The organism is Pectobacterium versatile (assembly GCF_003932035.1).
Lineage (GTDB): Bacteria > Pseudomonadota > Gammaproteobacteria > Enterobacterales > Enterobacteriaceae > Pectobacterium > Pectobacterium versatile.
In genome coordinates, this window is record NZ_CP034276.1 from 4,590,088 (window position 1) to 4,617,024 (window position 26,937).

The following is a 26,937-nucleotide window of genomic DNA, read 5'->3' on the forward strand; positions in this document are numbered from 1 at the left end:
AGCATCCCTCTGGCGGCGTCCTGATGACGCCGCCTTCGTTTGTGCCATAAATCACAGCACAACCTCAGCGCTGATTACTTCAGAAACAGTTCACGCAGGTAATTCGGCACGGCGCTGTCCGCGTTAGAGCCAATCACTTCGCGATCTGGCAGCATATCTTTCAGGCGCTGATGCGCGTTCTGCATCACGCAGCCTTTTCCGGCCATCGACAGCATTTCGTAGTCGTTCATGCCATCACCAAACGCCACGCACTCTTTGAGCGAGAAGCCGATAATCTTCGCCACCTGCTCCAGCGCATGGCCTTTAGACACGCCGCCCGCCATCACTTCCAGACAGGTAAGCGTCGAGAAACTCACGTTGACGCGGTCGCCCCAGCGCGCGTTGAGCGCTTCTTCCAGCGGTAACAGTTGTTCATGGGAATCACAGGTAAAGAACACCTTGCTGACGCCATCGGTTTCGAGCAGTGCAGGCTCGAACAGCTTGTATTTAAAGATCGACTCTTTGAAGAAACGCTCTTCTTCTGCACGCGGACGGTTCATAAACCACTCATCATCGCGGTAAACGTGCGTCAGCATATCGGGGTTATTGTGTACAACGCTGTAAAGGTCGCGGGCGATGTCCTGATCCAGATTGTGGCTGAAAATCAGCTCGCCCTGCGAGTTGTGCACGCGTGCACCATTCGAGGTAATCATAAACGCGTTGATACCGAGGTTGTCGCGGATCTGCGCGACATCCATGTGATGCCGTCCGGTAGCGAACACAAAGTGAATCCCTTTTTCCGTCAGCAGCCTGAGGGTTTCTTTCGCATACGGGGACAGCGAGTGGTCAGGTGACAGCAGTGTGCCATCTAAATCGGAAGCAACGACATGGTACATAGCGATGAGATCTCACTTCTGGTGTGTTGTGGCGGCACGCGCCGCAAAAAAATTAACGAGGTTGCTGGCAACATCCGTTGAACGACCTGCCAACAGTCTAAAATTAATGATAACGCGCAAAGTGCGCCAGAATCAGCGCAAATGCCTGAGCGCGGAGGTTATCCGTTTCAAAGAGAATTTCATGCCGTGCACCGTGGATAACCTGCAAAACGCCGTTTGAATTGGCGTTATCGCTTTGTACCAGTGCCTGACAAAACGCATTCTGGCTGCGGTTATCCACCACGCGCTCTTCTCCCGCCTGTAACAGCAGAAGCGGCGTGGTGACGGCGCTGGCCTGAGCCAGTAGCTGTTTCCCCGCCTGTATCGCCTCTCGCACCCAATGATAGGTGGGGCCGCCGATGCGTAAATCCGGTGAATCCGCATAAAAGCGAATACCGCGCTGGTAGCGTTCACGGCTGTGCGTCAGCACATTCATCCGGTAAGGCAAAGGACGCCATTGCCCAGTGCCGATGGCGTAGTAATCGCGTATCGCCGGGCGACGCTCCGCCCAATCGACGATCCAACCCGCAACGCAGTGAGGAAGCGGCAAACGAATACCAAACATCGGCGCACACAGCGCCACGGCATCAAACGTTTCAGGTTGGCGAATCAAAAGCTGTGCCAGAATCGCGCCCCCCATTGAATGCGCTAAGGCAAACCGGCGGGTATAGTGTTTCGGGCCAATATGCTGCTGACACAGCGTTTCGGCATCATCGACATAGTCACTAAAGCGCAGCACATGTCCACGGTGGCCGTCTTGCAATACTCGCCCCGACCGCCCTTGCCCACGGTGATCCATGATGAGCACATCATAGCCGCTATGAAAGAGGTCGTAAGCCACTTCGCTATATTTGACATAGCTTTCGATACGACCTGAAAAGACAACGACAATTTTGTCGTGCTGCGGCGCGGTAAAGCGAACGAATCGGATCGGCACATCGTCTACGCCAGAGAATTCGCCCTCTTCGCGCTGACGCCAGAAATCCAGTAATTCTCCGGTAGCAAAAGCGGCAAACTGCGCTTCTCGCGTTAACAGGTTCGAGGTTAACCCTTCAGGCGTTAACCGTTCCGACGTAAACAACGTATTGTGGCGTTGAATCATCACACCTCTCCGGTGACGCGGGAAAACAAAGCTAGCGGAAGAACATGACAAGCAGTGGAGCACAAGCGTATTGTGACATAAAAAACAGACAGACTCTCGTAATACAGAACGCGATTCAGGGGCATGCTTCATGACATTAGACTGGTGGTTAACCTACTTACTCACAACGCTTATTCTCAGCCTGTCGCCCGGTTCTGGTGCCATCAACACCATGAGCACCGGAATTAGCCACGGCTATCGCGGCGCGGCGGCCTCGATCTGTGGTTTACAGGTCGGGCTGGCGATTCATATCGTGCTGGTCGGCATTGGGTTAGGCGCGTTGCTTAACCAATCTGTACTGGCTTTCGATGTACTGAAATGGCTGGGCGCGGCGTATCTGATTTGGCTGGGAATTCAGCAATGGCGCGCCGCAGGCGCACTTGACCTTCAGGCGATCGCCAGCGCCATGCCGCGTCGTAGACTCTTTAAACGTGCGGTGCTGGTAAATCTGACCAACCCGAAAAGCATCGTGTTTCTGGCGGCGCTGTTCCCACAGTTCATTATTCCCCACCAGCCGCAGGCCGCACAGTATCTGGTGTTGGGCGTCACCACCATTGTGGTCGATATCATCGTAATGATTGGCTACGCCACGCTGGCCACGCGTATCGCCGGATGGCTGAAAGGCCCACGGCAGATGAAGACGCTCAACCGGATATTTGGCTCGCTGTTCGTGCTGGTCGGCGCGTTACTTGCCACCGCGAGAAAGGCCTGATTAAGGCAGTGCGCCGTATCGGCTAGCGGCGCACGCCTATCTATCATTCAGAGGGAAAGGTTAGCGAGAGAAAATCAGGTGCAGGCCGAACCCGGTAAACAGCACGCCCGCCACGCCATCCACCCATTTCGCCAGACGCTGATAGCCACGACGCATTGCCGGTAGGGCAAAAACCATCGCGACCAGGCTGAACCAGATCAGCGTTTCAATCGAGATCAGCGCGAACAAGCCCCAACGCGCACCGCTGCCGACGCTGTCGCCGACAAACAGCGAGAATACGCTGCCGAAATAGATCAGCGCCTTCGGATTAGCCAGATTCGTCAATAACCCACGCATGAAAGTTTTACCACGCTGAGGCAGTACCACCGCCGTTTCCTGCGTGGTTTCTAACTGTGCTTTATTTCGCGCAGAGCACAGCATCTGCCAGCCCATCCAGCACAGGTACAGCCCGCCACCGACGGTAACTGCCGTATGCAGCCATGCCATTTTTTGCAACAGCAGATGCAGCCCCAGCAACGCGATAGCCGCCCAAACCATAACGCCCAGAGAAATACCTAACACGCCCATCATCGCTTCACGGCGGGAACGGCTAGCCGCCGTTTGTGAAACGAAAAAGAAATCCGGCCCCGGGCTCATCAGCGCAATGAAATGCACCAGCGCCACTGTCATAAATAGCATCAGCATGTTGGTTTTCCTGTTTTTTAAGTGCAGTCAGACAAGACGAGCATCACTCATCATCATTATTATCGACATGATCGCGAATCATGTTCATGAAAGGCGCACCAAAACGTTCGAGTTTACGGTGTCCAACCCCGTTGATATTCAGCAGTTCACCCGCGGTGATCGGCATCATTTCGGCCATCTCCAGCAGCGTGGCATCGCTGAACACCACGTAAGGCGGAATATTGTCTTCATCCGCGATAGATTTACGCAGTTTGCGCAATTTGGCGAACAGCTTGCGGTCGTAATTTCCACCGTACGATTTTTGATTGGCGCGTGGTTTCAGGTTAATCACACGCGGCACGGCCAGCTGTAGCGGCATTTCACCCCGCAATACCGGACGCGCAGATTCGGTAAGCTGTACCGCAGAATGCATTGTGATGTTCTGGTTCAGCAAGCCCAGATGAATCAGCTGGCGCAGCACGCTAACCCAATGCTCCTGCGATTTCTCTTTACCAATACCGTAAACCGGCAGTTTGTCATGGCCGAAGTCACGGATACGCTGGTTATTCGCCCCGCGCAGCACCTCAACGATATACCCTAAACCAAAGCGCTGCCCAACGCGGTATACGCAGGAGAGCGCCTTTTGCGCTTCTACCAGACCGTCATAGCGCTTCGGCGGATCGAGACAAATATCGCAGTTGCCGCAGGCCTCTTGGCGTCCTTCACCGAAATAGTTCAGCAGCACCAGACGGCGGCAGGTTTGCGCTTCGGCAAATGCGCCCATCGCATTGAGCTTATGACGCTCGATATCCAACTGCGGCCCAGCCGGTTTTTCTTCCAGACAGCGGCGCAGCCACGCCATATCCGCCGGGTCGTAGAACAGCGCAGCTTCGGCGGCGAGGCCGTCACGCCCAGCACGCCCCGTTTCCTGATAGTAGGATTCGATGTTGCGCGGAATATCAAAGTGCACCACAAACCGCACGTTAGGCTTGTTGATACCCATACCAAAGGCGACGGTCGCTACCACCACCTGAAGATCGTCGCGCAGGAACGCTTCCTGCACCTGCGCACGTCGTTCGTTATCCAATCCAGCGTGATAAGCCCCTGCGCTCAGCCCACGCGCCTGCAAACGCGCGCTAATGTCCTCCACGCGGGAACGGCTATTGCAGTAGATGATGCCACTTTTTCCACGCTGCGCCTGCACGAACATCCAGAGCTGGTCGAGCGGCTTGAACTTCTCCACCAGCGTGTAGCGAATATTCGGGCGGTCAAAGCTGCTGATCTGAATCAGCGGCGACTGGAGATCCAACAGGCGAACGATATCGTTACGCGTGGCCTCGTCGGCGGTAGCGGTCAGCGCAATAAAAGGAAGATGAGGGAAGCGCTGTTTAATCTGCCCCAGCGCCCGGTATTCAGGGCGGAAATCGTGTCCCCATTGAGAAATGCAGTGCGCTTCATCCACCGCGATCAGGGAAATCTGCCAATGGGCAAGATGATCGAGGAAGCTGTCCGTCGTCAGACGTTCCGGCGCAATATAAAGCAGCTTGATATGACCGGTACGACAGCCTGCCATCACCTCAAGCTGCTGCTCGCGCGTCTGCGTCGAATTAAGGCAAGCGGCAGAGACGCCATAGGCCTGAAGCTGATCAACCTGATCTTTCATCAGTGAAATCAACGGAGACACTACCAGCGTCAGCCCGTCCATCACTAGCGCGGGGATTTGATAGCACAGCGATTTGCCGCCGCCTGTCGGCATGATAACCAGACAGTCCTGCCCACTGAGCGTCGCGCTGATAATTTCCTGCTGACCCGGTCGGAATTGCTGGTAGCCGAACGTGTCCCGCAGAACCTGAACCGCCAGCGCTTCCTTATTCAATACTTCCGCCGTAGACACGCCTTCCCCAATTCAATGAAATCAAACAGGCGCTATTTTCAGCGCCGTCGGGTAAAACTGCAATCGTTAGTTTGGTAAAACGACAAGGGTTAAAACGACAATCGTTAAAACACCAGTCTCTGAAACACGATCGTTAGAACATGTCGTTCAGCGTCACGCCAACGCCAAAGCGGGTCTGACGGTGGTTGTAATCAATCAGGGATTCGCCATAACCGCTAAACACCTTGGTGTAGAAACGGACATGACGCGTCAGCGGGTAACTCCAGCCCAGCTCACCGCCGCCGTAGCCGCTGTTCCAGTTATAACGCCCTTCTGCGCTAAGCACGCTGTCGCCCCACACATAACCGACGCGTAAGCGGTAATGACCCATGTATTTGGTGATATCTGGATTGTCATCCTGGCTGTCGGAGAAACGCACCCACGGCTTCACATCAACCTGCCAGTTGCCGTTCTGCGCCATCAGGCGGACATAAGCGCGGTTCCAGCTACGCGACGTCGGGTCAGAGCGGCCATTAGACTGGTGATTAAAGCCCGTTTCCACATCCCGCAGCGTCCAGCCTGCTAATGTGTAGTTCGTTGCCCAGCCCAAAAAGACCTGTGGCTCATAGTTGGTTTCACGGAACGGAGAAGACTCGCTCTTATTAGACAACTGCCACCACGAGCGCTGCGTATAGGAAGCACCTAGCAACGAGTTATCACCCAGAATGCCACGCCAGATCGGGAACCCCAGACTCAGTTGGTAATGCACTTCATCTTTACGTGCTTCATCGCCCCAGTTATAGCTCTGTATCGCCGTTTTATTGATGTTGCTGGTATAGGTATACAGTATGTAGTTGCTCTCGTAAGGATAGAGAACAAACGGGGTGTTGTGCTCTTCTAACAAGCTGGCAATAATGCTGCCACGCACCGCAGGTTGATTTGGCGCAGGTGCGTTTGTTGTGTCTTCGGCATGAGCCTGTGCTGTCAGTAATACTGCCAGTACGAATCCGATTTTATGCATTCATTTTCTCCGACATGTTTTTCTCCAGCATGCTTTTATCCAAATAAAATCTTTTATCTAAATAAACTCATTTATCTAAATAGTGATAAGCCTTCCCCACTCAAGCCCGCCATTCTACACAGTTCAGCGACGTTTGAATTATCGTTCTCCCGTTTCTCTGCCTTTTCTGGAAAGAAACAAAATCAACGCACAAAACAAACATTCACATAACCTTGCCGCATCAAATAAACTACATTTAACAAGTCTCTCTCACCCAAACAGGAAACCACTATGGCTGACATTCCATCGTTTCACGGAACCACACTAACCAGAGAGACCGTGCGCCAGCTCGTTGGGGAGATTTTCATTTACAAGATGCCCTTCAACATTGAGCTGGGCCTTGAGTTACAGCAGTTTGAAGCCGACAAAGCCGTCTTGACGTTCGCCCGGCAAGAGAAGCTCATCGGCAATGCGGCACAAAAGATCCTGCATGGCGGCGTGATTGCAGCCGGGCTAGACGTTGCCGCCGGACTGGTCTGCGTCGGCAATACGCTGCTGCGCCATGAGACGATCAGCGATCAGGAGTTTCACCACCGGCTCGCACGCATGGGAACCATTGATATGCGAGTGGATTATCTACGTCCGGGCTATGGGGAACGATTCACTATTACCAGCACGCTACTGCGCGGTGGCAATAAAATCGCCGTCGCACGCGCCGAATTGCATAACGAACAGGGTTCGCATCTCGCCAGCGCCACCGCAACCTATATTGTCGGGTAACCTTTACGTTAGAAAAAATTGTCATCAACACTTTACGTGAAAGCGCTCACCGTTTTGGGTAGACTTAGCGTTTTCCCGCCGTCCTTATCGAGTCACCCATGAACGCGCAACAAACCCGTGAGGGGATCTTTTTCGCCCTCGCCGCGTATTTCATTTGGGGAATTGCTCCCGTTTACTTCAAGCTGCTTGAGCACGTTCCGCCCAATGAAATACTGACGCACCGTATTATCTGGTCATTCTTCTTTATGCTGATCCTGCTGACCGTCGGTCGGAAATGGCGTCAGGTGAGCCTTGCCTGCCGCAACGTCAAGCATCTGTTTCTGCTGGCATTAACGGCGGTGCTTATCGGCGGGAACTGGCTGTTGTATATCTGGGCGGTCAACAACCATCACATGCTGGAAGCCAGTCTGGGATATTTTATCAACCCGCTGGTCAACGTCATGCTGGGCATGATCTTTTTGGGCGAACGCTTCCGCCGTCTGCAATGGCTGGCTGTGCTGCTCGCCGTGACGGGCGTACTGGTTCAGCTGTGGACGTTTGGCTCGCTGCCCGTTATCGCGCTCGGACTGGCATTCAGCTTCGCATTATACGGCCTGCTGCGTAAGAAGATTGGTATCGACGGGCAAACCGGCATGCTGATCGAAACGCTGTGGCTGCTGCCAGTCGCGGTCATTTATCTGTTTTTTATTGCCGACACGCCAAGCAGCCATCTGACAGCCAACCCTTGGTCGCTGAACCTGCTGCTGATCTCGGCGGGCATCGTCACCACCGTGCCGTTGCTGTTTTTCACCTCAGCGGCGATGCGCCTGCGCCTGTCGACGCTCGGCTTTTTCCAGTACCTCGGCCCTACCATCATGTTCATGCTGGCAGTGGTGTTCTACGGTGAAACGTTTAGCAGCGACAAACTGATTACTTTCGCCTTCATCTGGGGTGCGCTGGCGCTGTTTATTCTCGATGCGCTTTATACGCAACGTAAGCTACGGCGCACGCCAGCTACAACGTCCCTGCCTCAACACGACGGGAAATAAAGCGCGATAAGATCGGGCTGAACAACAGCGTCGAAAACAGCCGCAGCGTCTGCATGGCGATGACAAATGCCATATCGACCCGACTGCCTGCGGCAATAATCGCAATCGAATCCAGCCCGCCGGGGCTGGTCGCCAGAAAGGCGGTCAGCATATCCACCGGCATCATTTTCGTCACCATCCACGCCATTCCGCCGCACAGCAGCATCAATCCGACTATCGATGCCATCATGTGCGGCAGCGTGCGTATCGCCAGCAAAAAGATGGGGCGAGTGAAGCATAACCCTACGCTCCAGCCGATAAAGGCATAGGCCAACGCCAGCAGCCATTCCGGAGTTTGCAGTTGCAAAGTGCCGCTGGCATGCAGCATCGAACCGATAATCATCGGCCCCAGCAGCGCACCGGATGGAATGCGCAAACGTCTTCCCAGCCAGGCGCTGCCAAACGCCACGCCGAGCGTTGCCAGAAAGCGCCAGTCCAGTGCGGGAAACCAGACCAGCATCGCGCTGTTTTCCGCCGCCTCGTCACCCAAACTCAGGCGCGCCACAAACGCGGCTGAAGCGGTGACCATTAGCACACGTAAATATTGCATGAAGGCGACCAGCCGCACGTCCGCACCGAATTCTCCGGCCATCGCGACCATCGCAGACGCACCGCCCGGCGATGCCCCCCAAGTGCCGGTCGTGCCGGGCAGTTCGCTAAATTTGACCAGTAACCAGCCAGATAATCCGCTGGCAGCCAGCGTCGCGAGCAGAATGAACAGCACCAGCGGCCATTCGCTCATCAACGGTTTCAGGATGGAAAATGATAGGCTTTGTGCAACCAGACAGCCCAGAACGGCATTGCTGCCCGCAAAGCAGACGGGCGGGATGCGAATCGTCGCACCGTTTAACCCCATGACGACGCCGACCATCATCGGCCCCAGCAACAGGGCAGCGGGAACGTGGTAAACCTGTAACCCAAAACCCAGAATTAATGAGACCGACAGCAGGATTCCCCATTGCACCCACGGTGACATCCCTTTCATGCACACGACCCTTGTTTAGGAATAAAGAGTAAGAGTAAAAATAGAAAGTAAGAACAGAAAAGCAGTCCACCATTCCATACTCTAAATAATTCGAGTTTCAGGACAAAAACGGCAAGGCGTTTTTGAACAGCGCTTGCGCTGACCCCGAAGGGGTGAGGCCATAAGGCCGAATAACGCGGCAAGCGAAGGAATCCCGATGAGCTTACTCACGTAAGTGATTCGGGTGACTGAACGCAGCCAACGCACATGCAACTTGAAGTATGACGAGTATAAACAGAATAGTTGGAGAATAAACAGGAATAGTAAGGTCGCAAACTATCAAATAGGTAAGGAATTTTGCATTGAAGGGAAGAAACGCGATGCGCCTGATGGTCAATCCCATCAGGCGCATTCGGACAGGTTTAGAGCCAGTTCTTACGTTTGAAGTAGAGGTACGGTGCCAGTCCAGCGAGAATCATCAGCACAATCGCGCCCGGATAGCCAAACGACCACTTCAGTTCTGGCATAAATTCAAAGTTCATCCCGTAGCTGGACGCCACCAGCGTCGGTGGCAGGAACACCACGGAGACCACCGAGAAGATCTTGATAATCCGGCTCTGTTCGATATTGATGAAGCCCATCGCCGCCTGCATCAGGAAGTTAACCTTCTGGAACAGGGATTCGTTGTGCGGCAACAGAGATTCGATATCGCGTAAGATTTCACGCGCCTGTTCCAACTGACCGGATGGCAGGCGGGCTTTACGCACCAGAAAGTTCAGCGCACGCTGGGTATCCATCAGACACAGGCGAACTTTCCAGCCCACATCTTCCTGTTCCGCCAACGTGGACAACGCGTCGTCGTACTCTTCGCCTTGACGCCCTTCCATAATGATGCGGCTCAGCGATTCCAGATCGCTGTAGATATTCTCGATTTCGTCCGCCAGTTGCTCAATTTTAGTTTCAAAGAGGTCGAGCAGCAGTTCGTAAGCATTACCGTCTACCAGCGTTTGGTTACGGGCGCGCATGCGGTACAGGCGGAACGCAGGGAGTTCACGCTCGCGTAACGTGTACAAGCGACCATCGCGAATGGTAAATGCCACGGTCGAGTTACCCGCGTGATCGTCAGCATCTTCAAAAAAGAAAAAGGAGTGAATGTGCAGGCCGTCTTCATCTTCAAAAAAACGTGCCGACGCTTCAATGTCTTCCAGTTCCGGACGGGTTGCCAGGCTTTGTCCTAGCTCGGTTTGTACTTTTTCACGCTCATCGTCTTCCGGCTCGATCAAATCGACCCAAATTGACGTGGTGAGATCATCGGAGTCATCCAGTTCCAGACGAGATAAACGGCAATTATCCAGTTTAAATGCGCTCAGCATGGGCCATAGCTCCCCTTTCAGTAGCAGAGATGGACAACGCGATTGAAGCACAGAAACAGAGGTGAGGTGTCACCAGCAGGTTTCAGTCCGTTCGACGGATCTGACTCGTAGCGACAAAAACAGCATCGCTGACAACCACGAAGGGTATCAGCAGAGGAAGATAGCCTTAGAAGTTGTACCTAATGAACAGGTGAGTGAGCCAGTATCGACTGGGTGTGTCCAAGGCGTTAGTCCTCCGAGAATAATGATGCGCGCATGTTACGCTGAGATGAAAAAGACTTCAACTTTAAAACCGCGGCTGAAACACGCTGTAAAATATTGGTCAAATGGATAAGGTTTATCCAATAAATTCGGCGCGGAAAGTGGTAAAAAACGCAGTCCTCAGCGTAAAAAAGAACTGCGTTTATCTGTCAGGCGTTGTCGGGCAAATAGGCGATGGCACGGACAGGGAAGCCGGGTGCACCGGCAAAATTAGGGTAGCTAACGTGAATATAAGCGCCGGTAGACGGTAGCTGATGCAGGTTATTCAGTACCTCGACCTGCCAGGCATTTTGGTTCAGCACGAAGAACTCACCGATAAGCCCGTTGTTGCGACGGAAATCAGCGGCGGAATCCGTATCCAGCGTCTCATGCCCGACCGCGCTAATGCCGCGCTCTTCAAACAGGAACGTCAGCGCCTCAAGCGACCACCCCGGCGTATGACTGTTTCCTTCTTCATCTTTATTGGCGAAGGCGCCAATATCGGGCCAGCGCGTGCTCCAGCCGCTGGCAAACGCGACAAAGCTACCTGACGGGATTTCCCCGTATTCGTGCTCAAACGTCAGAATGTCATCAACCGATAGACGGTAATCGGGATCGTGCGCGACGGCGTCTTGTTTGTGGATCACCACCAGCGGCAGCAACAGCTCTTTATTATCAATGCGATCCAGATAGCGCTTGCCCGCGACGAAATGCCCCGGCGCATCAATATGCGTCCCCGTCTGTGTCGCAAACGTCACGGATTGAGCGAAAAAGCCATGATCTTCAACGTTGAATAAGGTTTTGCGCTGCAACACGCCTTCAAACGCGCTAAAAATAGGGATCGACTCCGTCACCGTATGCGTGAGATCGACCCATTTTTTCTTCTGTAACTCGGCAATAATCTGGTCTAGCGTCATGGGCAGGCTCCTTTTTTATTGTGATACCACACATCCATGGATACGCGGCAGGCCACCTAGCATTGTCGAAAATGACGATAAAGACTAAGACAGGGTTTTTATAAGTTATATAACCCCGTCATACTCCCAGTCGCATCGTGACGATTACACCGTTTCCAGTCTGGCGTAGGCAGCGACCAGCCATTTAATGCCCTGCCCCTGAAACGCAACCTGAAGACGAGCGTGATCGCCGCTGCCTTCCAGATTCACGATCGTGCCTTCACCGAACTTGGCATGGCGAACCCGCTGCCCCAATTTGTAGCCGCTGTCATTTTGCGTTATCGGTGTGCCGAGGCGCTGGTGATTGACAGGGCGGGAGACGCTGGCGCGTAGCCGCACTTCTTCAACACACTCTTCCGGCAGTTCGCCGACAAATCGGGAAGGTCGATGATAGGCTTCTTTGCCGTATAAACGGCGGGATTCAGCGTAGGTTATCGTCAGCTTTTGCATCGCACGCGTGACGCCGACATAAGCCAAACGACGCTCTTCTTCCAGACGCCCACCTTCATCCAGCGACATCTGGCTTGGGAACATGCCTTCTTCCATACCGACGATAAACACCTGCGGGAACTCCAGCCCTTTCGCCGAGTGCAGCGTCATAAGCTGCACTGCGTCTTGATTAGCATCTGCCTGACCTTCGCCTGCTTCCAGCGCAGCATGCGACAGGAAAGCCTGAAGCGGCATCAGATCCTGATCTTCTTCCTGATAGCTGAACTGGCGCGTAGCCGTCACCAATTCCTCCAGGTTTTCTACTCGTGCCTGCCCTTTCTCGCCTTTTTCCTGTTCGTACATGCTCCACAGGCCGGAATCCTTAATCGCTCGGTCGGTTTGAATATGCAGCGGCAGCTCAGAGGTTTCATAGGCCAGCGCATCAATCAGTTCGATAAAGCGTTGCAGCGATGCCGCCGCGCGCCCAGCCAGCACTTTCTCCTGCAACAGCGCCCGCGTGGATTGCCACAACGTCAACTGACGATCGCGCGCCGTCTGGCGCACCACGTCCAGCGTACGATCGCCAATGCCGCGTGTCGGTGTATTCACCACACGCTCGAACGCCGCATCATCGTTACGATTAGAGATCAGGCGCAAATAAGACAGCGCATCTTTGATTTCCTGCCGTTCGAAGAAGCGCATGCCGCCGTAGATACGGTACGGCATACTCTGCTGTAACAACGCCTCTTCCAGTACACGCGACTGGGCGTTGCTCCGGTACAGAATGGCGTTATCGCTCAGCGCACCGCCATTTTCCTGCCAGGCTTTAATTCGGTTGACGACGTAACGCGCCTCATCCAGCTCGTTGAATGCGCAATACAGCGAAATCGGCTCGCCTTCTGCGCCATCGGTCCACAGGTTCTTGCCGAGACGTCCACCGTTGTGAGCAATCAGCGCATTCGCCGCTTTCAGGATGTTGCTGGTCGAACGATAGTTCTGCTCCAAACGAATCGTTTCTGCACCGGCGAAATCCTTCAGGAACAGCTGAATATTTTCGACCTGCGCCCCGCGCCAGCCGTAAATCGACTGATCGTCATCCCCGACGATCATCACCTTGGCGCTGTCGCCCGCCAGCATGCGGATCCAGGCATACTGAATACGGTTGGTGTCCTGGAATTCGTCCACCAGAATATTGGTAAAACGTTCGCGATAGTGATTCAGAACATGCGGCTTGTTCAGCCACAGCTCGTGCGCACGCAGCAGCAGTTCGGCGAAATCTACCAGTCCGGCGCGATCGCACGCTTCCTGATAGGCCTGATACACGCGCTGCCACGTTTGCTCGATCGGGTTGCCGTAGCTTTCAATGTGCTGCGGACGCAGGCCTTCATCTTTCTTCCCGTTGATGAACCACATCGCCTGACGCGGTGGCCACTGTTTCTCATCCAGATTGAGCGCCCGAATCAGGCGCTTCAGCAGGCGCAGCTGATCTTCGCTGTCCAGAATCTGGAAATCCTGCGGCAGATTGGCATCCATATGGTGCGCACGCAGCAGGCGGTGTGCCAGCCCGTGGAAAGTACCAATCCACATGCCACCCTGGCTGGTGCCGATCAGATGGTCGATACGGTGGCGCATCTCCGCCGCCGCTTTGTTGGTAAACGTCACCGCCATGATGGAGTACGGCGAACAGTTTTCGACGGACAAGAGCCAGGCAATACGATGTACCAGTACCCGAGTTTTGCCGCTGCCTGCCCCCGCCAGCACCAATAAATTGCTGCGCGGCGCGGCTACCGCGTCACGCTGTTTGTCGTTGAGGCCATCAAGCAGATCAGAAACGTCCATAGGTACGGGTTATCCGGTGGCGGGAAACACCGCACAAAGGGCATTTCCACTGGTGATTTATACAGACTAATGCCGTGATTATAGCAATGCCGACAGCGATGCCAACCGCGAAATTTCAATATGCGGCAGCAGTCGGGCATCACCAATTTGCGTCAGGCTGCCTTCACGCAGGTTAATCCAGCAGGCCTGCATACCACAGCGGATCGACCCTGCGACATCGGTCGTGAGATCGTCACCGACGTGTAGGATCTCATGCACAGGCAGGTTGAGCTTTTGCGCCGCCAGATGGTACATGTCATCAAACGGCTTAGCACGGCCGTGCGGGCCAGCGCGCAAGATGAAAGAAAAATAGCGATCGAGGCCAAAACGGTGCGGTTCCGCGTTGCCATTGGTGATCGCTGCCAGCGGTACTTTCTCGGCTAACGCCGCCAACGTCTGGTGCGTTTCTTCGGTAATCGCAATCTGACTACGCCAGTGGGCGAAGTTTTCCATTGCTGCTTTTGCGCCATCCTTCGACTCGGCGGCGCTCAGGCCACGTTCTAACATCGCCAGCTCAACCGCACGACGACGCCATTCGGTCACGTCGTGATAAATGTCCGGCTCGCGCTCAAGCAAGGTCTGGCGTAAGTTCTGAAAGTCATCTGCCTGAAAATCACGAAGTGCAGGATGGTACTGTTGCAGAAAGTGGACTGACTCTTGCCCCGTGCGTCGAATGACGTCCGCGTTATCGTACAGAGTGTCATCCAGATCGAACGTGATCGCCCGGATCGGGCCAAGAGATCGGTAAAAATGCATCAGGGTTTCCCTCGTTTGGCGCGTGGATGCGCAGCATCGTACACGGAGGCTAAATGTTGAAAATCAAGATGGGTGTAAATCTGCGTCGTGGTCAGGTTAGCGTGGCCAAGCAGCTCTTGTACCGCTCGTAAATCGCCGCTGGATTCCAGCATGTGCGTCGCAAAGGAGTGGCGCAATTTATGAGGATGAACATGGCTATTGATGCCCTGCTTAATTCCCCATTCGGCGAAACGCTTCTGCACGTTGCGCATCGAAATGCGTCGTCCCTGATTGGAGATAAACACGGCATCATCCTGCGGGCCAAACAGTTCGCGCAGCGCCAGCCAACGTTCCAGCCAGGTTACCGCCGTTTTTCCTATCGGCAATTTGCGCTCTTTGCTGCCTTTCCCCATCACCCAGATTTCACCGCTTGCCAGATCGATGTGCTGATAATCCATACCGACCAGCTCCGCCAGACGCAGCCCCGCACCGTACATCACTTCCAGCATCGTACGGTCGCGCACCGCGAGGGGATCGTCCAAATTGATTTCCAGCAGGCGATTCGTCTCATCCACATCCATATTCTTGGGCAATGGACGACCCGCTCGCGGCGTGGATACCCCTTTAGCCGGGTTTGCCACCAGCACACCGCGTGACACCATCCAGTCGAGAAAACTGCGTAATGCCGATAAACGCAGCGCCAGACTGCTAGAATGGAGCCCATCGCGCTTACTGCGGGATACCACGGAACGCACGCCTGAGGCGTCCAGCTTGCGCCAGTCAGCCACACCCGCAGCGGAGAGTATCGTGATAACTGCTGACAGTTGACGTAAGTAGCTGGTCTGCGTCAGCGGGCTTAGCTGACGTTCGACTTTCAGGTAGCGCAGGAACGCATCAACATCGGTTTGTAACAGCGAAGAGGAAGGAGCCTCCGATGGCGCAGGCTGCCGGCTCATACCCGCTCAACCCAGCGCGCCAGCATCGCTGGCAGCATCATGGCCATTTGCTGGAGCAGCACGGTTCCCATGCCATCCTGATAATGGTGGCTGTCGCGGCTGCTGAAAATCAGCACGCCCAAATCGTGATGATTTCCCATCAGCGATAGCGCGACCGACCCAACCTGTCTGGCCTGCGGCAGCAGAAGCAACAGCTCTGGCCCGTTCAGACTGCCAAGATAGTGGTTATGTTGTCCGAAGCGCTGAATGCGCAACGGCTCAAAGGTGGAGCGATTTAGCCCAAGGTGGGTAAAACCAGAAGGCGCGCCAAGGCGCCATTTATCGCTGAACAGACGAACGGTTGCGCCCGCGAGACCAAGCTGACGCGCCCAACGCTGCAAGCGCTCCAACATGTCTGTCAGGCTGTCCGCTGATGCCAATTCAGTTTGTAACCCAAGCAGGCGATTGAACAACACTTCGTTCGCGCCCGCCTGTTCCATCAACAGCGTGATTTCTTCCTCAAGCTGAGTAATGTGGTTACGCTGGCGTGCCAGCTGCCATTCCACCAACGACACGGTTCCCCTCACGGGGTGGGGAATGCGCATCTGCTCGACGGGACGCGCATTGCGGATAAAAAAATCGGGATTCTGTTGCAGGAACTGCAAAACCATCTCGTCACTGAGTGCGATCTCGCGTTCTGCCTGTTCCTCGACATTCTTCATAAATGAATAAATCCATCGTAGACATGCGTTGCAGGCCCGGTCATGAATAACGGATGTCCCGGCCCATCCCACTGGATATCCAATTCCCCGCCCGGCAGAGATACGCGAACGTTCGCGGACAATAACCCCTGCTGGATCCCTACCGCCACAGCAGCACACGCGCCGCTACCGCACGCCTGCGTTTCTCCCGCACCGCGTTCATACACCCGCAGACGGACAGTGTGGCTATCAACAATTTGCATAAAGCCGATGTTGGCACGCTCGGGAAAACGCTCGTGGCTTTCCAGCAGCGGCCCCAGCGTTTCTACCTTCGCCGTGTCCACATCCTCAACCTGAATCACACAGTGCGGGTTGCCCATCGACACCACGCCACACAGCACCGTATGCTCGTCGGCACGCATGATGTAAGTTTTCTCCGCTTTGACCGCGCGAAAAGGCACCTGTTGCGGCTCGAAATTCGGTTCGCCCATGTTGACGCGCACCAGTTCGTCATCGGTTACCGACAGTACCATTCGGCCCGTCTGCGTACTGACGGCGATGTCACGCTTGTTAGTTAACCCTTTCAAGCGGACAAAGCGAGCAAAGCAGCGCGCGCCATTACCGCACTGTGCCACTTCGCTGCCATCCGCGTTAAAAATGCGGTAATGAAAATCCAGTTCAGGATCGTAGGGCGGCTCGACAACCAGCAGTTGGTCGAACCCTACACCACAGTGTCGATCCGCCAAACGGCGAATCAATTCGGGTGAAAAATAAACGTTTTGCGTAACGGCATCAACAACCATGAAATCGTTGCCTAACCCGTGCATCTTAGCGAACTGCATTATCCTGACTCCCCCGCTTGCTTAACCGGGCGCGTGACCTGTTATTTATTACTGTCGTCACGCACTAAGGACGCATTGACGTTTTCTTTTGCGGCGGCTGGTTCTCATTTTGCTGAGTCGTTGACGCACCGGATTTGCCATCGGCAGGCATATAAAGCGGACCTTTCAGACCACAACCGAATAAACTCACCACAGCTAACACCAGAAAAAACTGGCGAAATACGTTCTTCATCACGTTAAGACCTGTCATTAATACTCGTATGCTCTCTATAATCGCAGGTGGATCATGAAAATCAATAGGAATCGAAAATGAACGATAGCGAGTTCCACCAATTAGCCGACGAACTCATGCTTCAACTGGAAGAAACACTGGATCGGTTTGAGGGTGATGCCGACATCGATTACGAAACCAACGGCGGTGTGATGACGCTGAGTTTTGAAAATGGCAGCAAAATCGTGATTAATCGGCAGGAGCCGCTGCACCAAATCTGGCTGGCGACCAAAGCAGGCGGTTACCATTTTAATCTTCAGGCGGAACGCTGGGTATGCGCTCGCAGCGGTGAAGATTTTATCGCGTTGCTGTCAGCAGCCTGCTCGGATCAGGCTGGGGAAACCGTTCACTTCGGGTAACTGTCTTTCAACGACCTCGCGGCGCTCCACACATCAGCGCCGTCCCAGAACGATCAGCCCCAGAACCAGCAATAACAGCATGCCGATACCCACCATATTGACCAACGACCAGCCGCTGGTCAGCGCCATCAGGCTACCGGCAGATAACGAGGCCAGCGCGTTAGGCACGTAAATCACCAGCGAGTTAATCCCCTGCAAACGGGATTTATGCACGGAATGGGTAAACGCGTTCAGCATGAATGTCCCGCCGTTGAACATAAACGCCCACCCGATGCCGAACAACATCAGTGCAAAGAGGAAGTGCCAGAACGTCAAACCGCTCAGCGCTATCGCTACCCCGACAACGTTGCACACCATGCCAATCACCACGACCTGAATCGGCGTCAGTCGCTTCGCCAGCAGCACTAACAGCAGCGCAGGCGCATACATGGCCACAAAATGCCATTGCAACACCGTCGCGCTGTGGCTGACGGAAAAGTGGTGCTGATGCATCGCCAGCGGCACGGAATTCATTAATAGCGTCATCACCACAAACCCGACGGAACAGCTTGCCGTTCCCAACACAAACGCACGGCTTTTCAGAATCGCCGCCAGCGATTCACTACGCTGGGTGCTGGGCGTGGTAACGGACATTGGAGGCAGTTTAAGGCCAAGCAACAACAGAGACGTGATAACACAGATGAAGGCTGCCGCAATAAAACTGCCGAGAAACGGGTACGACGCCCAGAGCTGAGAAGATTGGCTGGCCGCGAACGGGCCGAGAAAACCGCCCAGGATACCGCCGCTGATCACCCATGAGATCGCCCGGTTTTTCTGCTGATTATCGGTAAATATCTCAGCCGCGGCGAAGCGATAATACTGATTGAAAGCGCAGGACATTCCCAGAACAAACGTCGAAAAGACAAAGAGGGAGAAACTGTGTAGCGCAATCGCCAGCGCCGCCAAAAGCGCGCCCACTAGCCCGATCAGCGTGCCGATGATGAACGCATTGCGCCTGCCATGTTTTGTCATCAGCGATGAAACGCTGTAGATCATGAGCGCAGCACCGCACACCGTCGCGGTAATCGGTAGCGTGGTCAACAAAGGAACGGGCGTCATCGATACGCCAACCAGCGTAGAACACAGCGTCATCAGGGAAATAATACTGCCGGTCAGCCCCTGTCCGAGCGCCAGCAGTATCAGGTTTCGGCGTTGCAACGAATCCATCAATACATCCCTTCCTGAATACGCTGAAAGCCGGGTATATACCCGTCATACTTCAAGTTGCATGTGCGTTGGCTTCATTCGGTCACCCGAATCACTTACTTGAGTAAGCTCATCGGGATTCCCTCATTCGCCGCGTTATTCGGCCTTATGGCCTCACCCCTTCGGGGTCAGCGCAAGCGCTGTTCAAAAACGCCTTGCCGTTTTTGTCCTGAAACTCGAATTATTTAGGGTATAGAGTGGTTATAAAATCTGTAGTCGCTGCTTCATCGTCATCGCTTCATCATCCACCACGGGTGTAATGCACAGATGAGAAAGCGCACTGCTGCGGAACGGGATCACCTGCGTGCGGCCGTCCAGCTGTACGATTTGGTAGAACTGCGGCAGATTGAAATTGATAAAGCTGGAGCCGTAGGTAAAGCGGTCATGCGAAGACGAATAGAAGCGGCTGACATCGCGCACCAGCTCTTCTTTACTGCCTTCACAGTGGTGATAGACCTCAACGCGGTTCGACTCATCCAGAATATAGATATTAAAGCCCTGATTTTCTGTCAGATCTTCAAAGAAGAACTGGATGATCCCTTCGCTGGCGACGCCATCAACCACTGGCGGTAAATGGACATGGTTGGTTTCAACCTGAACCGGCTGACCTTGCAGTTTGTTGTTGGAAATCGCGCCATAAAACTCGACCGCATTTTCCAGCTTCTGCACCGAGACACTCAGCCGTTCGAAGAACAGACCCCAGGTTTGACCCGCGACTTTCACGGCTTTGAAACGCCCAGGCTCCTGCTGACGCGTACTGGTCAGGCGCAGCTCAATGCATTCGGACACCAACTGCTGCACACGGGTACGAATCAGCCCGCGCAGGTGCTGGCTGTAGCAGAAGACTTCCAGTGATTCCGGCAGCGCGGCATCCTGATGCATTTTGCCCAGAATGGTTTTCAACGCTTCCAACACCGCCTGCTCGCCGCTGAAATGCAGCGTACGCACTTCGTTCCACGAGTTGCGATACAGCAGGTCGATACTACCAACCAGACACTGCTGCTGCTGGCCAAAGCTAAAGACATCCAGATGACGGAAATCGAAATGCACGACCTGATTGCGGAAGGCTGCCGTCGGATCGTGTTCCAGATTGACGATAATCGCCAGATGACGAATTTCACACGGGCTGTACAGCGCCTTCGGCGTCGGTGCAGGCAGGCGCAGCGGGAAGTGGCTGGCTACGTCGTCCACCAGCGCTTGCAGGCGCGTGATGTCGCACAGCTCGTTGCCTTTAATGTACAGACGCGTGCTTGGCGTCAGCAGGCCGTTAAAATACGCCCACGCCACCAGTTTGTTCAGATAGCGGTTATACTCCAGCGGCTGATGGCTGACGATCGCATCCATCGACGGTGCCTGATTATACAGATACCAGCCAGAACGGTTCGCGCGACCCGGTGGAACATAGATAAAGGTTAAATTCGGCTCCGACAAATCGGGCGAAATTTGTGGGTTCAGCAGGGTAACTTTACCCGGCAGCGCTTCAAACGCAGCGTACAGTTTACGGGTCAACACACCGATATCCTGCGGGCTGGCGCTGACGCTCAGGTTATTGCGGCGGGCGAAGCGAATCAGGTTGCGATAGGTCTGCATCATCGCATCCAACAGCTCATTATGTGCTTCGCGTACCTGTTCGATTTTCCAGTTAGCGCGATTATCCAGCATGGCCAGATGTTCGTCGCTCCATCCCCATTCTTGCACCAGTTGGCTCAGAATCTGGCGACGCCAGCCAACACAGGCTTTTTCTCTGGAGAGCTTTTCACAGACTTTTAAGTAGAAACATCGACGCGCCAGATCGAGGCGCGTGGGATCGTTGATCGCCGTCAGATAGTGCGTCACGCGATCCAACATCATGCAGTAAGGATCGAGGCCGAAAGAGACGATCTCGCCGTCATGCAGGCGCTTTTTAATTTCGGTCGACAGCAGGCTGGTATCCGGGTATTCCCAGGAATAGGCTTCCAACAGCAGCGTTTTCAGTACGGCTTTATAAGGGGAATCGATGCTTTTATAGAGCTGCCAGAGACTCGCGCCGAAATACTCTTCCGCCGACAGCGTGCTTAAGCCGCCTAAATCCATCCACTCGTTAGGAGCCAGCGCCCCCTGTGAGTACAGCGACAGCACATAGTCGTCGTAGTGAGATTCTTCTTCAACTGGCACCATATTCCACAGAATACGCTTACCGGCCATACGCACGGCGGTACGGTAGAATTCGTCGAGTAACAGGATGTGCTGCATGGTGCCGCAGTCTTCACCGCTCAGGCTGCCACTTTCATTGTGGCGGAAGCGGCTTTCATCCATCAGGAAGAAACTGACCTCAGCGCCCTGCGCTGCTGCCCACTGCTCCAGCAGCGTACATTTCTTCTGTAAGAGTTGACGTTCTTCGCTATCCAGCCAGGATTGGTGGCACACCCAGATATCGAGATCGGAGCTACAGCTCTGTCCGATAGATGAGGTACTTCCCATGGAATAGATGCCCGTGATCGGCAGCTCGCCCTGCGGATGAGAACGGTCAAACTGACCCCAGCGCAACGCGATGCCATCAAGATACTGTTGTTGTTTTTCATCAGGCGTGTGAGTGCAGATACCGTGAGGCACCTTGCCTTCAAGGTAGCCTGGCATCAACGGGTGATGATGATGTAATAAAATGGGCAGAAGACTGTAAACCTGCTGAAAAGCGGGCTTCATTGCTCCCAGAGCACGGTCAACACGCAGTTGGTTGATCGCATCCAGTCTTTGCTTCAAAGTCTCGATGTAGAAGTACAAGACGTTTCGCCTGATTTATCCCAGTGCCTAGAAAAACCCCGTGTTCCAAATCCGCATGATGAAATTAGAAGAATGTTTAGCGAATTATTGCTGGAAACGTGATCAATTTAACACCTTGCTGATTGGGCGTAAAGAAAGTAAAGAAAGTTAGACTTACCTATCTTGCTTTATTACGAATTTCCCTACCCGACTGCATCAGCACGGCTTCTTACTCGTCATACTTCAAGTTGCATGTACGTTGGCTACGCTCACTCACCCGAATCACTTACCTGAGTAAGCTCATCGGGATTCCCTCACTTGCCGCGTTATTCGGCCTTATGGCCTCACCCCTTCGGGGTCAGCGCAAGCGCTGTTCAAAAACGCCTTGCCGTTTTTGTCCTGAAACTTGAATTATTTAGAGTATATCTATAGTTGCGGCACCCGAATTTCAGACCGTTTTAAAAGGCGCACCGCTAATGCCCACAACCTGACACCAACGCACCATCAATGATACGATGGCGGAAAATGATAAAAACGGTATCAAGCATGTTAGCCAATATTATTAGAATTGCCACCCGACAAAGCCCGCTCGCCCTGTGGCAAGCACAATATGTTCAGCAGTGTCTGAATCACCTCTACCCAGATTTACACGTGGAGCTGGTACCGATGGTAACCCGCGGCGACATCATCCTCGATACGCCACTGGCGAAGGTCGGCGGTAAGGGATTGTTTGTTAAAGAGCTGGAATTGGCGCTGCTTGAAGGGCGTGCTGATATTGCCGTCCACTCCATGAAAGATGTGCCCGTCGAATTCCCAGATGGCCTCGGCCTGACCACTATTTGCGAACGCGACGACCCGCGCGACGCTTTTGTTTCCAATCATTACGACAGCCTCGAACAATTGCCGGAAGGCAGCTGCGTCGGCACCTCCAGCCTGCGCCGTCAGTGCCAGCTGCGCGCCCGACGCCCCGATCTGGTGATTCGTGATTTGCGCGGCAATGTCGGCACACGCCTGTCAAAACTGGACAACGGCGAGTATGACGCCATTATTCTTGCGGTCGCCGGTCTGAAACGTCTCGGCCTTGAAGAGCGCATCCGCTGTGCGTTAAGCCCGGAAGAATCTCTGCCAGCCGTCGGACAAGGTGCTATCGGCATCGAATGCCGTTTGGATGACGAGCATGTCCGTCAACTCCTTGCCCCGCTGAATCACTCCGCTACCGCGGCCCGCGTACTGGCTGAACGCGCGATGAATGTGCGCCTTGAAGGCGGCTGTCAGGTACCGATTGGCAGCTACGCTGAACTGGAAGGCGATACGCTGTGGCTGCGTGCGCTGGTTGGCGCGCCAGACGGCAGCCAAATGATCGTCGGTGAACGGAGAGGAAGCGTCTCCGATGCCGAACAACTCGGGATTGCCCTGGCTGAAGAGCTACTGGCAAAAGGGGCCAGCGCCATCCTTCAAGCCGTTTATCAAGGGTCAAGCTCATCATGACTATTCTGGTTACCCGTCCGTCACCAACTGGCGAACAACTGGTGACCCGTTTAAGAAAGCTCGGCTATAACGCCTGGCACAGCCCGCTGATCGAGTTTTCTCCCGGACGAGAGCTCGCCAGCCTGCCGACTCTGTTGCAGGCACTGCACCCAGACGATCTGGTGTTTGCACTTTCACAACACGCGATTCATTACGCCGATCCGATGCTGGTACGTACGGGCATCAGCTGGCCTGCCCACCTCGCTTATTACGCCATCGGCCGTACCACGGCACTGGCGTTACATAAAATCAGCGCACATCCGGTAACCTATCCGCCTGAGCGCGAAACCAGCGAAACGCTATTGCAACTGCCTGACCTACAAGATGTTGCTGGGAAACGTGCACTATTATTACGTGGCAATGGTGGAAGGGAACTGCTGGGAGAGACGCTAACCGAGAGAGGCGCGCAGGTAACCTACTGTGAATGCTATCAGCGTAGGGACGTTCACTATGATGGGCCGGAGCAAAGCCGCCACTGGCAACAAATAGGCATCGACAAACTGGTGATCACCAGCGGAGAAATGCTACAACGGATCTATACTTTAGTACCTGATTACTATCGGGCTTCCTGGTTACTCGGCTGCCAACTGATCGTCGTCAGCGAACGACTGGCAGAACAGGGTCGTCAGCTTGGCTGGCGCGATATCCGGGTGGCCGATAACGCCGATAACGATGCGCTCGTGCGCGCACTACAATAAACCTGATCATGGGATGTACCATTATGACGGAACACAACACCCCCACAGCTCCATCCGACGAGGTTGCTGAACGGGTTGAACCCGCGCATCAGCAGCAGGATCCCGCACCACAGCCAAAACGTAGCGGTGCCGTGCTGGGGGCGATCGCGATTGTGATTGCGCTGGCAATAGGCGCGGGCTTGTATTACCACGGCCACCAGCAGGCGCAGAAAGAAACTGCCGCGCTTCAACGCCTGGAAACGCAGTTAAACACATTGCAGCAGCAGCACAAGCAAGAACAGCAGCAATGGCTGGACGCTCAACAACAGCAAGGCAAAGCACAAGAGACTGCCGCACAGCGTCTTGAGGCGCTCACGCGTCAGTCAGACGAGCTGCGCGATAAGCTGGCGGCACTTTCCAGCCATGACACCAATACCTGGCTGATCGCTCAGGCAGATTTTCTGGTGAAACTGGCAGGACGCAAGTTGTGGAGCGACAAAGACGTCACCACCGCAGGCGCATTACTGAAAAGCGCGGACGCTAGCCTCGCGGAAATGAACGATCCCAGCCTGATAGAAATCCGCCGCGCGCTGACCAACGATATCGGTGCACTGGCTGGCGTCAGTCAGGTCGATTTTGACGGCATTATCCTGAAAGTAAATCAGCTCACCGACCAGTTGGACAACTTGCAGCTCGCCGACAACAACACCGATGAAGCGCCGATGGATGCCAACAGCACAGAGCTGTCCGCCTCTTTGAGCGAGTGGCGACAAAATCTAAGCAAGAGCTGGCACAATTTCCTGGCTGATTTTATCACCATTCGCCGCCGTGACAGCGCGGCCGAACCGCTGCTGGCACCGAATCAGGATGTGTACCTGCGCGAGAATATCCGCTCACGTCTGCTGGTTGCCGCACAGGCCATTCCGCGCCACCAGAATGAAGTGTACAAACAGTCGCTGGAAACGGCAGCAACCTGGGTTCGCGCCTACTTCAATACCACCGACCCTACGACGCAGGCCTTTTTGGATCAGCTCGATGCCTTAAGCCAGCAGTCAGTTTCACTGGATGTCCCAACGGAGCTACAAAGTCAGGTGCTGTTGGAAAAACTGATGCAAACGCGCGTTCGTAACCTGCTGGCTCAGGCGCCAGCCACACAACAGGGAGAGTGAACATGCTGAAAGTCTTATTGCTGTTCCTGATCCTGATCGCAGGCGTGGTGATCGGCCCGATCGTCGCAGGTCACCAAGGCTATGTCCTGATCCAAACGGATAACTACGACATTCAAACCAGCGTGACCGGTCTGGTCATCATGCTGGTACTGTTCTTCCTCGCCTTTTTGGCGGTGGAATGGGTGCTCCGCCGGATCTTTCGTACCGGATCCCGCACGCGCGGCTGGTTCCTCGGCCGCAAACGTACCCGCGCCAGAAAACAGACCAAAGCCGCGCTGCTCAAGCTGGCCGAGGGAGATTATTTACAGGTAGAGAAGCTACTGACGCGCAATGCCGACCATGCCGAGCAGCCCGTGGTTAACTACCTGCTGGCAGCCGAAGCCGCCCAGCAGCGCGGTGACGAGTTTCGTACCAAGCAATATCTGGAGCGTGCCGCCGAGGTTGCAGATACCGATCAGCTTCCGGTAGATATTACGCGCGTGCGTATTCAACTAGCGCGTAATGAAGATCATGCCGCACGTCACGGCGTCGACAAACTGCTGGAGGTCGCGCCCCGCCACCCTGAGGTTCTGCGTTTAGCAGAGCAGGCTTTCCTGCGTACTCACGCCTATAGTGCGCTGCTGGATATTCTGCCTGCGATGCGCAAGATCAATCTGTACCCTGAAGCGCGTTTGCTGGATCTACAACAGCAAGCCTATATCGGTCTGATGAATCAGGCGATGGCGGATGGCGGCAGCGAAGGGCTGAAGTCGTGGTGGAATAATCAGAGCCGTAAAGTTCGCCATGAGATCCCGCTTCAGGTCGCGATGGTTGAGCATCTGATCGAGTGTGACGAGCATGATACCGCTCAGAAGATCATTCTCGACGGTCTCAAACGTCAGTATGACGAGCGCTTGATCTTGCTGATGCCGCGCCTCAAAGCCGGAAACCCAGAACAGCTGGAAAAAGTACTGCACCAGTACATCAAGCAGCAAGGCGCTACTGCGCTGTTGAGCAGTACGTTAGGTCAGTTGCTGATGAAACACGGCGAATGGCAGCAGGCCAGCGATGCCTTCCGCACCGCACTGGAATTACGACCGGACGCTTATGATTATGCCTGGCGTGCCGATGCACTCGATCGGTTGCGTCTGCCGGATGAAGCGGCCCAAATGCGGCGCGAAGGGTTGTTGCTCACGCTACAGCAGCCTGCCGACTAGTCACTGCGCGGTTCCTTTCATAAGGCTCCTTTTTTGGAGCCTTATTCTTTTGTATGACCCGTCCTGAATAGCCCGACAGAAGGCGGTTACCGAACATTTTCCTCAGACGAAAAAAAACGCTTACCGATAAACGGTAAGCGTTGAAAATATCAGGTCTGTCAGACAACAGAATGGTGCCTCACTCAACGTTATGTCCGGAAGGCCCGATGGAGATTTGCATCTTCATCTGGAGTTGGACGATAGGCACCTCAAATTGGCTCTGCGTCATTCCCAGGATTATGAAGCCGAAGCAAGCATAGAAGGTGGAATGAGCATCTACGCGCTTATTTAAGCATAAATTATGCCAATATGCATAAATTTATTATTACTATCTAATGAAATTACGGTAACTAGCTAATAATAAATACTATTTTTATTTCTTCACTGGAAGAAAAGCAAACGTGTAATGGGTGATAAAAACGAGATCGCGCTCACAAAACCTGTCGCCATTCAGAGACGCATTTATCAGATAAAATATTAATCATTATTAATCAATGGATTAAATGTCTCTT

At 54.2% G+C, this 26,937-nt stretch carries 25 protein-coding genes; 8 read left to right on the top strand and 17 right to left on the bottom strand.

Annotation, left to right across the window (positions count from 1 at the left end; translation table 11 throughout):
• Window positions 1-74 precede the first annotated feature (74 nt).
• On the bottom strand, window positions 75-875 hold the full coding sequence (gene yigL, locus EIP93_RS20785; RefSeq protein WP_039486735.1) for a sugar/pyridoxal phosphate phosphatase YigL: 801 nt from the start codon (window positions 873-875) through the stop codon (window positions 75-77).
• 103 nt (window positions 876-978) lie between these two features.
• Window positions 979-2,016 carry a lysophospholipase L2 gene (pldB, locus tag EIP93_RS20790; RefSeq protein ID WP_125233211.1) on the bottom strand — a complete coding sequence of 346 codons (1,038 nt, stop codon included), beginning with the start codon at window positions 2,014-2,016 and terminating at the stop codon, window positions 979-981.
• 130 nt (window positions 2,017-2,146) lie between these two features.
• Between pldB and rhtB the strand changes: the two genes are divergently transcribed.
• Window positions 2,147-2,767: a homoserine/homoserine lactone efflux protein gene (rhtB, locus tag EIP93_RS20795; protein WP_102116914.1), complete on the top strand. Its 621-nt coding sequence runs from the start codon at window positions 2,147-2,149 to the stop codon at window positions 2,765-2,767.
• Between the two features lie 60 nt (window positions 2,768-2,827).
• Here the strand turns inward: rhtB and rhtC are convergent, their stop codons facing one another.
• The 3 genes from rhtC to pldA all read right to left on the bottom strand — a co-directional run bounded on the left by rhtC (window position 2,828) and on the right by pldA (window position 6,324).
• Window positions 2,828-3,451: a threonine export protein RhtC gene (rhtC, locus tag EIP93_RS20800; protein WP_039486730.1), complete on the bottom strand. Its 624-nt coding sequence runs from the start codon at window positions 3,449-3,451 to the stop codon at window positions 2,828-2,830.
• 43 nt (window positions 3,452-3,494) lie between these two features.
• Window positions 3,495-5,324: an ATP-dependent DNA helicase RecQ gene (gene recQ, locus EIP93_RS20805; protein WP_103942894.1), complete on the bottom strand. Its 1,830-nt coding sequence runs from the start codon at window positions 5,322-5,324 to the stop codon at window positions 3,495-3,497.
• A 133-nt stretch (window positions 5,325-5,457) separates the two neighbouring features.
• The gene (gene pldA, locus EIP93_RS20810; protein WP_103862694.1) at window positions 5,458-6,324 is read right to left on the bottom strand and encodes a phospholipase A; all 867 of its coding nucleotides are present in this window, start codon (window positions 6,322-6,324) and stop codon (window positions 5,458-5,460) included.
• 270 nt (window positions 6,325-6,594) lie between these two features.
• Here pldA and EIP93_RS20815 point away from each other — a divergent pair, with 270 nt between their 5' ends.
• Together EIP93_RS20815 and rarD are read left to right on the top strand one after the other, a co-directional pair.
• Complete coding sequence (locus EIP93_RS20815; protein ID WP_103862695.1) at window positions 6,595-7,083, top strand: thioesterase family protein; 489 nt, start codon at window positions 6,595-6,597, stop codon at window positions 7,081-7,083.
• Window positions 7,084-7,181: 98 nt separating this feature from the next.
• The gene (gene rarD / locus EIP93_RS20820; RefSeq protein WP_103862696.1) at window positions 7,182-8,111 is read left to right on the top strand and encodes an EamA family transporter RarD; all 930 of its coding nucleotides are present in this window, start codon (window positions 7,182-7,184) and stop codon (window positions 8,109-8,111) included.
• Here the strand turns inward: rarD and EIP93_RS20825 are convergent.
• From EIP93_RS20825 to lptM, 10 genes are all read right to left on the bottom strand, one after another.
• Window positions 8,077-9,135: an AbrB family transcriptional regulator gene (locus EIP93_RS20825; protein ID WP_010294539.1), complete on the bottom strand. Its 1,059-nt coding sequence runs from the start codon at window positions 9,133-9,135 to the stop codon at window positions 8,077-8,079. The two genes, rarD and EIP93_RS20825, sit on opposite strands and share 35 nt — an antisense overlap.
• Window positions 9,136-9,536: 401 nt before the next feature.
• A complete protein-coding gene (gene corA / locus EIP93_RS20830; RefSeq protein ID WP_095700858.1) occupies window positions 9,537-10,487 on the bottom strand; it encodes a magnesium/cobalt transporter CorA in 951 nt (316 codons plus the stop codon).
• 166 nt (window positions 10,488-10,653) lie between these two features.
• Entirely contained in the window at window positions 10,654-10,710 is a 57-nt protein-coding gene (gene ysgD, locus EIP93_RS23120; protein WP_349984122.1) for a YsgD/CorL family protein, read from the bottom strand.
• Between the two features lie 187 nt (window positions 10,711-10,897).
• Window positions 10,898-11,644 (bottom strand): cyclase family protein, encoded by a 747-nt coding sequence (locus EIP93_RS20835; protein ID WP_116586419.1) that lies wholly within the window; start codon window positions 11,642-11,644, stop codon window positions 10,898-10,900.
• Between the two features lie 144 nt (window positions 11,645-11,788).
• Window positions 11,789-13,951: a DNA helicase II gene (gene uvrD, locus EIP93_RS20840; protein ID WP_039277676.1), complete on the bottom strand. Its 2,163-nt coding sequence runs from the start codon at window positions 13,949-13,951 to the stop codon at window positions 11,789-11,791.
• Between the two features lie 78 nt (window positions 13,952-14,029).
• Entirely contained in the window at window positions 14,030-14,746 is a 717-nt protein-coding gene (gene yigB, locus EIP93_RS20845; protein ID WP_105880003.1) for a 5-amino-6-(5-phospho-D-ribitylamino)uracil phosphatase YigB, read from the bottom strand.
• Window positions 14,746-15,681: a tyrosine recombinase XerC gene (gene xerC / locus EIP93_RS20850; protein WP_125233212.1), complete on the bottom strand. Its 936-nt coding sequence runs from the start codon at window positions 15,679-15,681 to the stop codon at window positions 14,746-14,748. The genes yigB and xerC overlap by 1 nt, the downstream gene beginning before the upstream one ends.
• Complete coding sequence (locus EIP93_RS20855) at window positions 15,678-16,382, bottom strand: DUF484 domain-containing protein (RefSeq protein ID WP_039277683.1); 705 nt, start codon at window positions 16,380-16,382, stop codon at window positions 15,678-15,680. The genes xerC and EIP93_RS20855 overlap by 4 nt, the downstream gene beginning before the upstream one ends.
• Entirely contained in the window at window positions 16,379-17,203 is an 825-nt protein-coding gene (dapF, locus tag EIP93_RS20860; RefSeq protein ID WP_039277685.1) for a diaminopimelate epimerase, read from the bottom strand. Before dapF ends, EIP93_RS20855 begins: the two co-directional genes overlap by 4 nt.
• A 64-nt stretch (window positions 17,204-17,267) precedes the next feature.
• Window positions 17,268-17,435, bottom strand: coding sequence for an LPS translocon maturation chaperone LptM (gene lptM, locus EIP93_RS20865; protein WP_370686013.1), 168 nt, complete (start codon window positions 17,433-17,435; stop codon window positions 17,268-17,270).
• Window positions 17,436-17,512: 77 nt separating this feature from the next.
• Between lptM and cyaY the strand changes: the two genes are divergently transcribed.
• Entirely contained in the window at window positions 17,513-17,833 is a 321-nt protein-coding gene (cyaY, locus tag EIP93_RS20870) for an iron donor protein CyaY (RefSeq protein WP_095993092.1), read from the top strand.
• A gap of 33 nt (window positions 17,834-17,866) precedes the next feature.
• Here the strand turns inward: cyaY and EIP93_RS20875 are convergent, their stop codons facing one another.
• Both EIP93_RS20875 and EIP93_RS20880 read right to left on the bottom strand, forming a co-directional pair.
• Entirely contained in the window at window positions 17,867-19,039 is a 1,173-nt protein-coding gene (locus tag EIP93_RS20875; RefSeq protein ID WP_116586418.1) for an MFS transporter, read from the bottom strand.
• A 240-nt stretch (window positions 19,040-19,279) separates the two neighbouring features.
• Window positions 19,280-21,838 (bottom strand): class I adenylate cyclase, encoded by a 2,559-nt coding sequence (locus EIP93_RS20880; RefSeq protein ID WP_107333562.1) that lies wholly within the window; start codon window positions 21,836-21,838, stop codon window positions 19,280-19,282.
• A 525-nt stretch (window positions 21,839-22,363) separates the two neighbouring features.
• Between EIP93_RS20880 and hemC the strand changes: the two genes are divergently transcribed.
• Genes hemC through hemY form a run of 4 tightly spaced genes read left to right on the top strand, consistent with a single transcriptional unit; the run spans window position 22,364 to window position 26,386 of the window.
• Window positions 22,364-23,305 carry a hydroxymethylbilane synthase gene (hemC, locus tag EIP93_RS20885; RefSeq protein ID WP_125233213.1) on the top strand — a complete coding sequence of 314 codons (942 nt, stop codon included), beginning with the start codon at window positions 22,364-22,366 and terminating at the stop codon, window positions 23,303-23,305.
• The gene (gene hemD, locus EIP93_RS20890; RefSeq protein ID WP_125233214.1) at window positions 23,302-24,042 is read left to right on the top strand and encodes a uroporphyrinogen-III synthase; all 741 of its coding nucleotides are present in this window, start codon (window positions 23,302-23,304) and stop codon (window positions 24,040-24,042) included. The genes hemC and hemD overlap by 4 nt, the downstream gene beginning before the upstream one ends.
• 23 nt (window positions 24,043-24,065) lie before the next feature.
• Complete coding sequence (hemX, locus tag EIP93_RS20895) at window positions 24,066-25,190, top strand: uroporphyrinogen-III C-methyltransferase (RefSeq protein ID WP_103862705.1); 1,125 nt, start codon at window positions 24,066-24,068, stop codon at window positions 25,188-25,190.
• 2 nt (window positions 25,191-25,192) lie between these two features.
• A complete protein-coding gene (gene hemY, locus EIP93_RS20900) occupies window positions 25,193-26,386 on the top strand; it encodes a protoheme IX biogenesis protein HemY (RefSeq protein WP_125233215.1) in 1,194 nt (397 codons plus the stop codon).
• The last annotated feature ends 551 nt before the right edge of the window (window positions 26,387-26,937 follow it).